Source organism: Pseudomonas mosselii, from assembly GCF_005796105.1.
Lineage (GTDB): Bacteria > Pseudomonadota > Gammaproteobacteria > Pseudomonadales > Pseudomonadaceae > Aquipseudomonas > Aquipseudomonas mosselii_C.
Genome location: NZ_VAUO01000016.1, coordinates 22603 through 35834 on the forward strand (window position 1 = coordinate 22603; position 13232 = coordinate 35834).

The following is a 13232-nucleotide window of genomic DNA, read 5'->3' on the forward strand; positions in this document are numbered from 1 at the left end:
GGCATCGCCGGGCTTGATACATGGCAACGTCGTAGCAATGCTATGACAGACACATGACAGTTTCGATTCGTGGCGTCTTGCTCAACTATAGATACACTCAATCGCTTGTGGCTTCCTGTCGCGCGAGGGTGCGGCTATGATGGGCAACGTTTTTTGCTTACGACCTGGAGATATCCATGAGCAGCGATCTTATCAAACATGTCACTGACGCCAGCTTCGAAGCCGAAGTACTGAAGGCCGAGGGCGCGGTGCTGGTCGACTACTGGGCTGAATGGTGCGGCCCATGCAAGATGATCGCGCCTGTGCTGGACGACATCGCCGCCGAGTATCAAGGCAAGGTGACCATCGCCAAGCTGAACATCGATGAAAACCAGGAGACTCCTGGCAAGCACGGTGTACGTGGTATCCCGACCCTGATGCTGTTCAAGAACGGCAACGTCGAGGCCACCAAGGTCGGCGCGTTGTCCAAGTCGCAGCTCAAGGCGTTCCTCGACGCCAACCTGTGATGTGAAGAAGCCCCGCAAATGCGGGGCTTTTCTTTTATTGACGTAGGACATTTCTGCGGAGGCAGGCACGCCCCAGAATATGGGCCTCTTGGACAAAAACGGGCCGACGACCATGGCCAAAACCACTAGACGTCGAAAAAAGCAAGTGTTACATTCGGCCTCGCACTGCTTCTCCAGTGCCCTCTGCACGCCGTCGCCGAAGCATCCCTAATTCGAATCAGTACGCGATCCTGTCGCCATCTAGCGGCGCGGCCTCATTAAGCCAAATGCTTAACTTCTCCCCTTCTTACATGATTACGTCATTCCCCTTATGAATCTCACTGAACTCAAGCAAAAGCCGATTACCGATCTTTTGGAAATGGCCGAACAGATGGGCATCGAAAACATGGCCCGTTCGCGCAAACAGGACGTGATTTTCGCCCTGCTGAAAAAGCATGCGAAGAGCGGCGAAGAGATTTCGGGTGACGGCGTGCTGGAGATTCTCCAGGATGGTTTCGGTTTCCTGCGCTCGGCAGATGCCTCTTACCTGGCCGGCCCTGACGACATCTACGTCTCGCCCAGCCAGATCCGTCGCTTCAACCTGCGCACCGGCGATACCATCGTCGGCAAGATCCGCCCGCCGAAGGAAGGGGAACGTTACTTCGCCCTGCTGAAAGTCGATACCATCAACTTCGACCGTCCAGAAAACGCGAAGAACAAGATCCTGTTCGAAAACCTGACGCCGCTGTTCCCGAACAAGCGCCTGAAGATGGAAGCCGGTAACGGCTCCACCGAAGACCTCACCGGCCGTGTCATCGACCTGTGCGCTCCAATTGGCAAGGGCCAGCGTGGCCTGATCGTCGCGCCGCCGAAAGCCGGTAAGACGATCATGCTGCAGAACATCGCGGCCAACATCACCCGCAACAACCCCGAGTGCCACCTGATCGTTCTGCTGATCGACGAGCGCCCGGAAGAAGTGACCGAAATGCAGCGCACCGTGCGCGGCGAAGTGGTCGCCTCGACCTTTGACGAGCCGCCGACTCGCCACGTGCAGGTCGCCGAAATGGTGATCGAGAAGGCCAAGCGCCTGGTTGAGCACAAGAAGGACGTGGTCATCCTGCTCGATTCCATCACCCGTCTGGCGCGTGCCTACAACACCGTGATCCCGAGTTCTGGCAAGGTCCTGACCGGTGGTGTCGACGCCCACGCCCTGGAGAAGCCGAAGCGCTTCTTCGGTGCCGCTCGTAACATCGAGGAAGGCGGTTCGTTGACCATCATCGCCACCGCGCTGGTCGAGACCGGTTCGAAGATGGACGAGGTCATCTACGAAGAGTTCAAGGGTACTGGCAACATGGAGCTGCCACTGGATCGCCGCATCGCCGAAAAGCGTGTGTTCCCGGCCATCAACATCAACAAGTCCGGTACCCGCCGCGAAGAGCTGCTGACCGCTGACGACGAACTGCAGCGTATGTGGATCCTGCGCAAGCTGCTGCACCCGATGGACGAAATTGCCGCCATCGAGTTCCTGGTCGACAAGCTCAAGCAGACCAAGACCAACGATGAGTTCTTCCTATCGATGAAACGTAAGTAAGCGTTTCAGACCGGTATTGATTGGGGCTGCTTCGCAGCCCATCGCGGCGCAAGGCCGCTCCTACAGGGCAACGTGTCATCCTGTAGGAGCGGCCTTGTGTCGTGATGGGCACGAAGCAGCCCCAAGTCATTTTTGGCCTTTACCCCCTCAACGGCGCTACACTCTGTCCCCCGACCGACATGCCCCACACGAGGCCCTTGCATGCAGTATCGCGATTTGCGCGACTTCATCCGTGGCCTGGAACAGCGCGGTGAACTCAAGCGCATCCAGGTTCCCATCTCGCCTGTTCTGGAAATGACCGAAGTCTGCGACCGCACCCTGCGCGCCAAGGGCCCGGCGTTGCTGTTCGAAAAGCCCACCGGCTTCGACATGCCGGTGCTCGGCAACCTGTTCGGCACCCCCGAGCGCGTGGCTATGGGCATGGGCGCCGAGTCGGTCGAAGAATTGCGCGAAATCGGTAAACTCCTGGCCTTTCTCAAGGAGCCCGAGCCGCCCAAGGGGCTGAAGGACGCCTGGTCCAAGCTGCCGATCTTCAAGAAGGTCGTGTCCATGGCGCCCAAGGTGGTCAAGGACGCGGTGTGCCAGGAAGTGGTGGTGCAGGGGGAGGACGTCGACCTTGCTCAGTTGCCAATCCAGCACTGCTGGCCTGGTGACGTGGCTCCCTTGATCACCTGGGGCCTGACCGTCACCCGCGGCCCGAACAAAGACCGCCAGAATCTGGGTATCTATCGCCAGCAGGTGATTGGCCGCAACAAGGTGATCATGCGTTGGCTCAGCCATCGCGGCGGCGCGCTGGACTACCGCGAATGGTGCGAGAAGCACCCAGGCCAGCCGTTCCCGGTGGCCGTGGCCCTGGGCGCTGACCCCGCGACTATCCTGGGCGCCGTCACCCCGGTGCCGGACACCCTGTCCGAGTACGCCTTCGCTGGCCTGTTGCGCGGCAACCGGACCGAGCTGGTCAAGTGTCGCGGCAGCGACCTGCAAGTGCCGGCCACTGCCGAGATCATCCTCGAAGGCGTGATCCATCCCGGCGAAATGGCCCCTGAAGGCCCGTATGGCGATCACACCGGCTACTACAACGAGGTGGACAGCTTCCCGGTGTTCACCGTCGAGCGTATCACTCACCGACAAAAGCCGATCTACCACAGCACCTACACCGGCCGACCGCCGGATGAGCCGGCGATCCTGGGTGTGGCGCTGAACGAAGTGTTCGTACCAATCCTGCAAAAGCAGTTCCCTGAAATCGTCGATTTCTACCTGCCGCCGGAGGGTTGCTCGTACCGCATGGCGGTGGTGACCATGAAGAAGCAGTACCCCGGTCACGCCAAGCGCGTAATGCTGGGTGTGTGGTCGTTCCTGCGACAGTTCATGTACACCAAGTTCGTTATCGTCACCGACGACGACATCAATGCCCGCGACTGGAACGACGTGATCTGGGCCATCACCACGCGCATGGACCCCAAGCGTGATACGGTGATGATCGACAACACGCCCATCGACTACCTCGATTTCGCATCGCCGGTATCGGGGCTGGGGTCGAAGATGGGCCTGGACGCCACGCACAAATGGCCGGGCGAAACTACGCGTGAATGGGGGCGCGCCATCGTCAAGGACGAGGCCGTCACCCGCCGTATCGATGAGCTGTGGGATCAGTTGGGAATAGATTGATGCAGGTAACGTTGCAGCCGTCCGGGGCAGTGCTGGCCGTCGAACCGGGCGAGAGGATCCTTGATGCGGCGCGGCGCCTGGGCTACGACTGCCCGAACAGCTGCCGCAACGGCAACTGTCATGTGTGTGCTGCATTGCTGGTGGAAGGCCGAGTGCGCCAGGAGGGGCAGGTGCGCGATCATGGCGAGCTGTTCACCTGCATCGCCGAGCCATTGGAAGACTGCGTGCTGCTGTGGGATGGCGTGTTGGCGTTGGGCGAGCTGCCGGTGCGCTCGCTCGCCTGCACCGTCAGCGAGTGCGTCGAGGTGGGTGGCGATGTCTGGCGGGTGCGTCTGCGTGCTCCGGCCGGCAAGCCGCTGCGCTACCACGCCGGGCAGTATCTGATGATCGAGCGGGCAGGCGCCGACAAGGCGGCGTTCTCGCTGGCGTCGGCACCCCACGCTGGGCGCGAGCTTGAACTGCACGTTCTGGCGCGTGAAAGCAGCGCGGTGCAGTTGATCGAGCAACTGCAACGTAACGGCCTGGCGCGCATCGAGCTGCCCTTTGGCGACACGCACCTGGCCGAGCTGCCCGACTGCCCGCTGGTGTTGATCGCGGCCGGCACGGGCATGGGCCAGATGCACAGCCTGGTCGAACACTGCCGTGCGCAGGGCTTCAAGCACCCGGTTCACCTGTACTGGGGGGTACGGCGGCCCGAGGATTTCTACCAGATCGAGCACTGGAGCGAGTGGCAGCAACTGCCTAATCTGTTCCTGCATAAGGTAGTGAGTGATCAGTGTGTGTGGGAAGGGCGCTGCGGTTTGTTACACGAAGCCGTCTGCGAAGATATCGGCGACCTGAACCAGGTGCATGTGTACGCCAGCGGCTCGCCGAACATGGTCTACGCCACCCTCGATGCCTTGGTCGAGGCCGGGATGGACGCCCACCGCATGCGCGCTGACGTGTTCGCCTACGCGCCTCGCGGCTGACTGTCGCCCGGCCTGCTGCAAGGGCAGGCCGGGGTTATATGAGCCGTTTTTCAACCTCGGCTATATAGCGCCCATACTTACCCAACTGACTTATAACTTTCGTTAGATGCGCACGCTGACTTTCCGTTGGGCGGAAGATTGCGTGAAAGTTTGCTGCGGGGGTTGAGCCTAAGCCGTCTCCTGTTTTACGTTAGAGGCCAGATCCAATCGCGGGGCAAGCCCGCTCCCACGGTCTGCTACGCCGTTGTGCGGGGGCGTCCGAACGGTATATCGGTTTTGATGGCGGCAGCCCATGTCGACGCTTGAAAGTGTTTCCTGGCAAGTTTCATATCCCCCCTCGCTGGACTTCGGCGAACAGTTGACGCGCGAGCAATTGCAGCATTCGATGCAGGCGACCATGTCACAACATGACGGTGGCCCGGTCTGGTTATTTGCCTACGGCTCGCTGATATGGCGACCGGAATGCCAGTCAGTGGAGCGCCAGCGTGCCCGCGTGCATGGCTATCACCGCGGTCTTTACCTGTGGTCCCACGAACACCGTGGCACGCCGGAATGCCCTGGGCTGGTGTTCGGCCTGGATCGAGGTGGTTCATGCAGCGGCTTCGCCTACCGCTTGGACGACAGCCGCCTCGACGATTCGCTGATGGCCCTGTGGCAACGCGAAATGCCTTATCCGGCGTACCGTCCGCATTGGCTAAGCTGCCGCTTGAACGATGGCAGCAAGGTGCAGGCGCTGGGTTTTGTGCTGGAACGGCACTTGCCATGCTATGCCGGCAACCTGCCAGACACCTTGCTCAGCCAGATCCTGGCCAGTGCCAAGGGCCGCTATGGCACCACCCGTGAGTATGTCGAGCAGACCCTCAACGCCTTGCGCAGCCACCAGATGCCCGATCGCAACCTGGAAGCGCGGTTTCGTCGCTGCCACAACCTGCGCGAGGTCTGATTCAATCTGCCGACCTCTGCGCTGGTAAGCCCGCTCCCGCAGGTCATGCGGTTTCTGGCGGGGCGGGCTTGCCTGCGAGGCTCGCAGTGCCGTGCACCTACTGGATCGCCACCACCAACTTGCCCACAGCCTTGCGCTGGCCCAGTTGCTCAATGGCCGCACCGCCTTCAGCCAGCGGATAAGTCTGTGAGACCAGCGGCTTGAGTTTGCCTTCGGCATGCCAGGCGAACAGCTGGCGGAAGTTGGCGGCGTTGTCTTGGGGCTGACGCTGGGCGAATGCGCCCCAGAACACGCCGATCACTGCCGCACCCTTGAGCAGCGCCAGGTTGACTGGCAACTGCGGGATTGTGCCGCTGGCAAAACCCACCACCAACAGCCGACCGTTCCAGGCCAGGCCGCGCACCGCTTGGTCGAACAGCGCACCGCCAACCGGGTCGTAGATCACATCGACGCCCTGGCCACCGGTCAGGCGCTTGATCTCGTCCTTGAGACTGGCCTGGCCGTAGTCGATCAGATCGTCGGCCCCGGCAGCCTTGGCCACGGCAAGCTTTTCGCTGCTGCTGGCTGCGGCGATTACCCGTGCGCCCAGCGCCTTGCCGATCTCCACCGCCGCCAAACCCACGCCGCCCGAGGCACCGAGGACCAGCAAGGTCTCCCCGGCCTTGAGTTGGCCGCGTTGGGTCAGGGCGTGCATAGAGGTGCCGTACGTCATGCCGAAGGCGGCAGCGGTGGTGAAGTCCATGCCGGCGGGAATTGGCAGCACGTTGTAGTGCGGCACCGCCACTTCTTCGGCGAACGCCCCCCAGCCTGTCAGGGCCATGACCCGGTCACCCACCTTGAAGGCGCCGGCCTTCTCGCCGACCGCTGCCACCACGCCCGCCGCCTCGCCGCCCGGCGAAAACGGCAGTGGCGGCTGGAACTGGTATTTACCTTCGATGATCAGGGTATCGGGAAAATTGACGCCCGCAGCATGGACCTGCAGCAGGATCTCGTTGTTCTTCGGCGAAGGGCTTGCCACCTCTTCCAGGACCAGGTCTTGCGCCGGGCCGAGCGCTTTGCACAACAAGGCTTTCATCAGGGCTATTCCTTTGTCGGTGTTGGCCGATATGTAGAGGAAGTCCGCAACGCGGGTCAACGAGCATGGCCGACCCTGATACGCCTGTATAACCTGGGGCTTGGGTTTGGCCTGTGCGCTGGGTAAGCTGGCGCCAACTGTTTTGAGGAGCGAATTCGTGAAAGCGTGGATCTTGATGGTGCTGGCCCTGTTGTTGCCGGCCGCAGCGATGGCCGAGGAAGCCAAGGACGGGCAGCCGAAGGTGGCCTACATCAGCCTCAGTCCGCCCTTCGTCGGCAATTACGCCCTCGATGGCGGCCCCAAGCTGCGTGTCTACAAGGCCGACGTGGCCCTGCGGGTAACCGGCGACGCGGCCGCTGCGGCGGTCAAGCACCACGAGCCGTTGATTCGCAACCAACTGGTGGCGCTGTTCACCCAACAAGGGGTGGATGACATGAGCAATGTCGAAGCCAAGGAAAAGCTGCGTCAGGAAGCCCTGAAGCAGGTTCAGCAGGTGATGGAGTCCGAAGAGGGCAAGCCCATCGTCGAGGACCTGCTGTTCAACAACCTGATCGTGCAGTAATCAACCGGCCAGGGCCATGATGGCTGCCCACTGGGCCTCGGTCACCGGCATCACCGACAGGCGGCTACCTTTTTGCACCAGGGGCAGCTCTTCCAGCGCGGCCTGTTGCTTGAGCAGGCCCAAGCCCAGGACCTGGCTGAAGGTGCGCACATGCGCCACATCCACTGCGCTCCAAGGGTTTTTCTCGGCGCTGGCCTTGGTGTCGAAGTAGTGGCTCTCGGGGTCCAGTGCGGTTGGGTCGGGGTAGGCTGACGCGGTGATCCGGGCGATTCCGGCGATCCCTGGCTGCGGGCAGCTGGAGTGGTAGAAGAAGAACGTGTCGCCCACATTCATGGCGCGTACGAAATTGCGTGCCTGATAGTTGCGTACCCCGTCCCAACGCGCGCCGTCCTGGCGGGCCAGGGCTTCGATGGACAGCTCATCTGGCTCGGATTTCATCAGCCAATAGGCCATGCCGGGTGCTCCTGAAAAAGTTTGTAATAACTAGTTGCATCAAACCGACAGTCGGTTGGCGTCAACGTTTGCGTGTCGACTCATGTTGTCGGAAAATGCGCCGATTTTAACGCTAGACGCTCCGGCAGCCATCCAGAAAGCCGCCGAGCATGGACAGTGGCACTTAGGGGGCAAACCATGAAACAACGCAAGCCGGACCTGCTCTGGATCCTCGCCTTCATCTTTGGCTTGGGCGTGGTCACCACCGGTTATGCGCAGGGTTTCTGGGAGCGCAAGCTCGACGCCGCCTACCAGCAGGCGCCGGTCAATCCCGCGCAACAGGCGCAGCGCTGAGCCTGAGCCGGCTCCGGTCTTACGTGGACGCCCAGTACCAGTCACGGTCCGAAACCGTCCCACGCAGCGGCACATCCCAACTCGCCTGAGCCAGGCGCTCGACCTTCTGGCACTCGTGGGCGAGTCCCAGCAGCAACGGTTTTTTCCAGCCTTTACGCCGCCCTTGGTAGGCAAGGCTGCGATCGTAGAAGCCCCCGCCCATCCCCAGTCGTCCACCCACCTCATCGAAACCGACCAGCGGCAGCAGGATCAGGTCCAGCGCCCAGACCGGTCGTTGCCGTCTGCGCTCGATCACCGGCTCCGCGATGCGAAAGCGATTAGGACGCAGGCGCTCGCCCTGCTCGAAACGCTGGAACACCATGCGTGTGCGTGGCCAGGCGTGCAGCACCGGCAGATACACGGACTTGCCGCGTTTGTGCGCCTCGCGCAGCAGCAGGCGCGGGTCTATCTCGCCATCGTTGGGCAGGTACAGGGCAATATGCCGGGCCCGCCGAAACAGCGGGTGCTGTGCCAGCTGGCGGTACAGACCAAGCGCGGCCTGGCGCTGCTGGGCCGGGGTGAGGGCGCGGCGGGCGTTGCGTAACAGGCGGCGCAGCTGGGGGCGGGTCAGTGGCGAGGTATCGGTCATGGCACGGGTGATCCAGGCTGGCGACCAAAACGAATCGCCCGCCATGAAGGCGGGCAATGGAATGAGGCTCCCCGATAAGACCGCTATCGGTGTAGCCCTTGAACCCGAAAGTTCAAGGTGGAGATTGCAGGGGGCGTTAAGGCTTTCCGTCGGGCGGACATGCACACCGGCCCCAGCGTGCAACCCCCGTGGTTGTGCGTATCGGCTCAGGGACATAACCGACTGGCGCATCCCCCAGGGAGTGGCGCCAGTATACCAATCTCAGTCGTTTTTGCTAACCGGGTCGTCGGACAGTGCCTGGTCGACCCGTTCCAGCAGGTCGCGCACCTGCTCGCGCGTGGCGCCGCCGCTGGCGGCTTCCGGGCGGTCCTGGCGGTGCAGCAGTTCATGGGTGATGTTCAACGCGGCCATCACGGCAATACGGTCGGCGCCGATCACCTTGCCGCTGCTGCGGATTTCGCGCATCTTGCCATCCAGGTAGCGGGCGGCACCGACCAGGTTGTTACGCTCCTCGGGCGGACAGATGATCGAGTATTCCTTGTCGAGGATCTGGACGGTGACGCTATTGCTTGAACTCATGAGTCTTGCTCCAGGGCCTTGAGGCGCATGATCATCGATTCGATCTTGCGTTTGGCGATCTCGTTTTTTTCGATGAGGTGGGCGCGCTCCTCGCGCCAGGTTTTTTCCTGAGCTACTAAGAGTGCGTTTTGCAGCTTTAGTTGCTCGACTCGCTCGATCAGCAACTCGAACCGGCTCATCAACGCTTGCAGGTCGTTCTCTTGCATGGCTTGCACTCGATTCGCTCCATCGTCGACTCACCTGGCGATCATGCCTGCACGGGGGCTTGGCGGCCAGTGCTGATGGTCTTGGCGCGCCTGCCGGTGCTAGGATACAAGGCCTTCATTCTAGTCATTGCGCCGTCTGGCGCCTAGCTGCCCATGCCCAATACCCAATCGCCCTACATTGCCTTCGCCATGCTGCTTTCGAGCAATGGCCATCCTGTCACCCCGGCTGAGCTGCACGGCCTACTGATCGGCCGCAGCTGCGCCGGTGCCGGCTTCGATGCCGACGCCTGGCTGGCCGATGCCGCCCAACTGCTCGAGACCGAGCCTGGCGACAACGTGCGCAACGCCCTGATCGGCCTGCAAGAGATGGTCAAGGCCGAGCTGACCGGCGAAGACGTCGCCATCGTCCTGCTGCTGCCTTCCGATGACGCGGCGCTGACCGACCGTGCTGCTGCGCTGGGCCAGTGGTGTCAGGGCTTCATCACCGGCTTTGGGCTGAACGCCGGCGGCAAGGACCTGTCCACCGATGCGAAGGAAGTGCTCCAGGACCTGGTCGCAATCTCGCAGGTGCAGGAAGCGCTGGAAGAATCCGAAGACGGCGAAAGCGACTACATGGAAGTCATGGAGTACCTGCGCGTCGCCCCGCTGCTGCTCTACACGGAGCTGGCCGCGCCCGCCGCACCTGCGCCAAAACCATCGCTGCACTGATTTCGAGCGGGGACGTTTGCCCATGAGCCACATACCCAAGGCGGAGTACGCCCGTCGGCGCAAGGCGCTGATGGCGCAGATGGTCCCCAACAGCATTGCCATCCTGCCCGCTGCCGCCGTTGCCATTCGTAACCGTGACGTCGAGCACGTGTACCGCCAGGACAGCGATTTCCAGTACCTGAGTGGTTTCCCCGAGCCCGAGGCCGTGATCGCCCTGATCCCAGGCCGCGAGCACGGCGAGTACGTGCTGTTCTGCCGCGAGCGCAACCCTGAACGTGAGCAGTGGGATGGCCTGCGTGCAGGGCAGGAGGGCGCGGTACGCGACTTCGGCGCCGACGACGCTTTCCCGATCACCGACATCGACGAGATCCTCCCCGGCCTGATCGAGGGCCGCGAGCGCGTCTATAGCGCCATGGGCAGCAACCCCGAGTTCGACCGCCGGCTGATGGACTGGATCAATGTGATCCGCTCCAAGGCCCGCCTGGGGGCCCAGCCGCCGAACGAATTCGTTGCCCTGGATCACCTGCTGCACGACATGCGCCTGTATAAATCGGCGGCAGAAGTGAAGGTGATGCGCGAAGCTGCGGCGATTTCCGCCCGTGCCCACGTGCGGGCAATGCAGGCCTGTCGTGCTGGGCTGCACGAGTACAGCCTGGAGGCCGAGCTGGATTACGAATTTCGCAAAGGCGGGGCGAAGATGCCGGCCTACGGCTCGATCGTCGCCGCTGGACGCAATGGCTGCATCCTGCATTACCAGCAGAACGACGCCCCGCTCAAGGACGGTGACTTGGTATTGATCGATGCCGGTTGCGAGATCGACTGCTACGCCAGCGACATCACCCGTACGTTCCCGGTGAGCGGGCGTTTTTCGCCTGAGCAGAAGGCTATCTACGAGTTGGTGCTCAAGGCCCAGGAAGCGGCATTCGCCCAGATCGCCCCAGGCAAGCACTGGAACCACGCGCACGAGGCGACCGTGCGGGTGATCACCGAAGGCCTGGTGGAACTGGGCCTGCTCAAGGGTGAGGTGCAGGCGTTGATCGACAGCGAGGCCTATCGCGCCTTCTACATGCACCGTGCCGGGCACTGGCTGGGCATGGACGTGCATGATGTGGGCGAATACAAGGTCGGCGGCCAGTGGCGGGTGCTTGAGCCCGGCATGGCGCTGACGGTGGAACCTGGCATCTACATTGCCGCCGACAATCAGGATGTCGCGAAGAAGTGGCGCGGTATCGGCATAAGGATCGAGGACGACGTGGTAGTGACCCGACAAGGCTGTGAAATCCTGACCACCGGCGTGCCCAAGACCGTCGCCGAGATCGAGGCGCTGATGCACGATGCCCGCAAGGCGGTGGCATGAGTCGGGTGAACCTCGCGATCATCGGTGGCGGGCTGGTCGGTGCCAGCCTGGCTCTCACGTTGCAAGCCGGTGCCAAGGCGCGCGGCTGGAAGATCCTGCTGATCGAGCCGTTCGCCCCCGGCGACAGCTTCCAGCCCAGCTACGACGCGCGCTCCTCGGCGCTGTCCTATGGCACCCGGCAGATCTACGACCAGTTGGGCCTGTGGTCGACTATCGGTCGGCGTGCCGAGCCGATTCGCCAGATCCATGTGTCCGACCGTGGCCGTTTCGGCGCGACGCGTCTGGACGCGCAGGAGGAGGGCGTGCCGGCGCTCGGCTACGTCGTGGAGAACGCCTGGCTTGGACAGTGCCTGTGGCAGGCGTTGGACAGCGAGGTCGTCACTTGGCGCTGCCCTGCCGAAGTCAAGGCGTTGCAGCCGATAGCCGGTGGCTATTGCGTGCAGTTGGACGATGACACGTCGCTCGAATGCGACCTGGCGATACTGGCCGACGGCGGGCGCTCCGGGTTGCGCGAGCAGTTGGGCATCCATGTGCGCAACACCCCCTACGATCAGAGCGCGCTGATCGCCAACATCACCCCAGGCGAGCCCCACCGCGGCCAGGCTTTCGAACGTTTCACCGAGCAGGGCCCGATGGCCTTGCTGCCATTGCCGGACAACCGTTGCGCATTGGTCTGGACGCGCCAGGGAATGGACGCCCGGCGTCTGGCCGAACTGGACGAGCGCAGCTTCCTGCGCGAGTTGCAGGAGGTATTCGGCTATCGGCTTGGCGGCTTGCGCCAGGTCGGTGCGCGGCACCTCTATCCGCTGGCACTGGTCGAGGCCCAGGAGCAGGTGCGCCCGCACCTAGTCGTGCTCGGTAATGCCGCCCATAGCCTGCACCCGATCGCCGGGCAGGGCTTCAACCTGTCGCTGCGCGATGTGCAGTCGCTCGCCGATGCACTGTTGGCCGGTCCGCAACACCCAGGTGATCTGGCCACGCTGCAGCGCTATCATCAGCGCCAGCGCCTCGACCAGGCCTTGACCATCGGCTTCTCCGATCAGGTCACACGCCTGTTCGGCAGTAACCAGCCGTTGATGGCCGCTGGGCGCAACATCGGCCTGCTGGGGCTGGACCTGCTGCCACCGGCAAGAAGCTGGTTCGCCCGCCAGGCCATGGGCCTGGGTACTCGCCCTGATCCGCGAGGCCAGGCATGAGCCAGACGCGTAAACGGGTGCGGCGCGCGCGCATGCTGCGTTGGCTGCTGAACCTTTACCCGCCCTACCTCGGTGCCGGTATTCGCATCCTGTCGATCAGCCCTGACATGCGCAGCGTCAAGGTGCGCATGAAGCTGACGCGGTGGAATCGCAACTACGTCGGCACCCAGTTCGGCGGCAGCCTGTATTCGATGGTCGACCCGTTCTACATGCTGCTGCTGATCGAGCAGTTGGGGCGCGACTATATCGTCTGGGACAAGGCTGCCAGCATCGATTTCATCTCTCCCGGCAAAGGCCCGGTGTACGCCGAGTTCCACGTCGATGATGCGCTGCTTGAGGACATCCGCCAGCAGACCGCCAGCGGCAAGAAGTACCTGCCACATCTGCAGGTAGAGATCCGCGACGCGGCCGGCGAGCTGGTGGCGCGGGTCGAGAAAACCCTATATGTGCGGCTCAAGCCGCAAGCGAGGCAGGCGTAAG

General features: G+C 62.7%; 16 protein-coding genes and 1 other RNA gene. 11 read left to right on the top strand and 6 right to left on the bottom strand.

Going from position 1 to position 13232, the window contains the following annotated elements:
* Positions 1-176 precede the first annotated feature (176 nt).
* The 5 genes from trxA to FEM01_RS21705 all read left to right on the top strand — a co-directional run bounded on the left by trxA (position 177) and on the right by FEM01_RS21705 (position 5655).
* Entirely contained in the window at positions 177-506 is a 330-nt protein-coding gene (trxA, locus tag FEM01_RS21685; RefSeq protein ID WP_138221507.1) for a thioredoxin TrxA, read from the top strand.
* 310 nt (positions 507-816) lie between these two features.
* Positions 817-2076, top strand: coding sequence for a transcription termination factor Rho (gene rho / locus FEM01_RS21690; protein WP_011536308.1), 1260 nt, complete (start codon positions 817-819; stop codon positions 2074-2076).
* 201 nt (positions 2077-2277) lie between these two features.
* On the top strand, positions 2278-3744 hold the full coding sequence (gene ubiD / locus FEM01_RS21695; protein ID WP_138221508.1) for a 4-hydroxy-3-polyprenylbenzoate decarboxylase: 1467 nt from the start codon (positions 2278-2280) through the stop codon (positions 3742-3744).
* Positions 3744-4712, top strand: a complete 969-nt coding sequence (locus tag FEM01_RS21700; protein ID WP_138221509.1) for a CDP-6-deoxy-delta-3,4-glucoseen reductase — start codon at positions 3744-3746, stop codon at positions 4710-4712. Before ubiD ends, FEM01_RS21700 begins: the two co-directional genes overlap by 1 nt.
* A gap of 292 nt (positions 4713-5004) precedes the next feature.
* A complete protein-coding gene (locus tag FEM01_RS21705; protein ID WP_138221510.1) occupies positions 5005-5655 on the top strand; it encodes a gamma-glutamylcyclotransferase in 651 nt (216 codons plus the stop codon).
* 97 nt (positions 5656-5752) lie between these two features.
* On the opposite strand, the gene FEM01_RS21710 is transcribed toward FEM01_RS21705, so the two are convergent.
* Complete coding sequence (locus tag FEM01_RS21710; RefSeq protein ID WP_138221511.1) at positions 5753-6730, bottom strand: NADPH:quinone oxidoreductase family protein; 978 nt, start codon at positions 6728-6730, stop codon at positions 5753-5755.
* 157 nt (positions 6731-6887) lie between these two features.
* On the opposite strand from FEM01_RS21710, the gene FEM01_RS21715 reads away from it, so the two are divergent.
* Positions 6888-7292: a flagellar basal body-associated protein FliL gene (locus FEM01_RS21715; RefSeq protein WP_138221512.1), complete on the top strand. Its 405-nt coding sequence runs from the start codon at positions 6888-6890 to the stop codon at positions 7290-7292.
* On the opposite strand, the gene FEM01_RS21720 is transcribed toward FEM01_RS21715, so the two are convergent.
* On the bottom strand, positions 7293-7745 hold the full coding sequence (locus FEM01_RS21720) for an EVE domain-containing protein (protein ID WP_138221513.1): 453 nt from the start codon (positions 7743-7745) through the stop codon (positions 7293-7295). It lies immediately after the preceding gene.
* Positions 7746-7922: 177 nt separating this feature from the next.
* On the opposite strand from FEM01_RS21720, the gene FEM01_RS24245 reads away from it, so the two are divergent.
* The gene (locus FEM01_RS24245) at positions 7923-8078 is read left to right on the top strand and encodes a hypothetical protein (RefSeq protein WP_171031010.1); all 156 of its coding nucleotides are present in this window, start codon (positions 7923-7925) and stop codon (positions 8076-8078) included.
* A 19-nt stretch (positions 8079-8097) separates the two neighbouring features.
* Here FEM01_RS24245 and FEM01_RS21725 read toward each other — a convergent pair whose 3' ends face one another.
* From FEM01_RS21725 to FEM01_RS21740, 4 genes are all read right to left on the bottom strand, one after another.
* Positions 8098-8706, bottom strand: a complete 609-nt coding sequence (locus FEM01_RS21725; protein WP_138221514.1) for a 5-formyltetrahydrofolate cyclo-ligase — start codon at positions 8704-8706, stop codon at positions 8098-8100.
* Positions 8707-8770: 64 nt separating this feature from the next.
* A non-coding RNA gene (gene ssrS, locus FEM01_RS21730) (6S RNA) lies at positions 8771-8950 on the bottom strand.
* A 17-nt stretch (positions 8951-8967) separates the two neighbouring features.
* Complete coding sequence (locus FEM01_RS21735) at positions 8968-9285, bottom strand: cell division protein ZapA (RefSeq protein ID WP_138221515.1); 318 nt, start codon at positions 9283-9285, stop codon at positions 8968-8970.
* On the bottom strand, positions 9282-9491 hold the full coding sequence (locus FEM01_RS21740) for a TIGR02449 family protein (RefSeq protein WP_138221542.1): 210 nt from the start codon (positions 9489-9491) through the stop codon (positions 9282-9284). Before FEM01_RS21740 ends, FEM01_RS21735 begins: the two co-directional genes overlap by 4 nt.
* A 153-nt stretch (positions 9492-9644) precedes the next feature.
* Here FEM01_RS21740 and FEM01_RS21745 point away from each other — a divergent pair, with 153 nt between their 5' ends.
* The 4 genes from FEM01_RS21745 to FEM01_RS21760 are packed head-to-tail and all read left to right on the top strand — an operon-like array spanning position 9645 to position 13231.
* Positions 9645-10199 (top strand): YecA family protein, encoded by a 555-nt coding sequence (locus FEM01_RS21745; RefSeq protein ID WP_138221516.1) that lies wholly within the window; start codon positions 9645-9647, stop codon positions 10197-10199.
* A 22-nt stretch (positions 10200-10221) separates the two neighbouring features.
* Positions 10222-11556: a Xaa-Pro aminopeptidase gene (gene pepP / locus FEM01_RS21750; RefSeq protein WP_138221517.1), complete on the top strand. Its 1335-nt coding sequence runs from the start codon at positions 10222-10224 to the stop codon at positions 11554-11556.
* Positions 11553-12752 carry a 2-octaprenyl-6-methoxyphenyl hydroxylase gene (gene ubiH, locus FEM01_RS21755; protein WP_138221518.1) on the top strand — a complete coding sequence of 400 codons (1200 nt, stop codon included), beginning with the start codon at positions 11553-11555 and terminating at the stop codon, positions 12750-12752. Before pepP ends, ubiH begins: the two co-directional genes overlap by 4 nt.
* Positions 12749-13231 (top strand): DUF4442 domain-containing protein, encoded by a 483-nt coding sequence (locus FEM01_RS21760; RefSeq protein WP_138221519.1) that lies wholly within the window; start codon positions 12749-12751, stop codon positions 13229-13231. The genes ubiH and FEM01_RS21760 overlap by 4 nt, the downstream gene beginning before the upstream one ends.
* Position 13232: the final 1 nt, after the last annotated feature.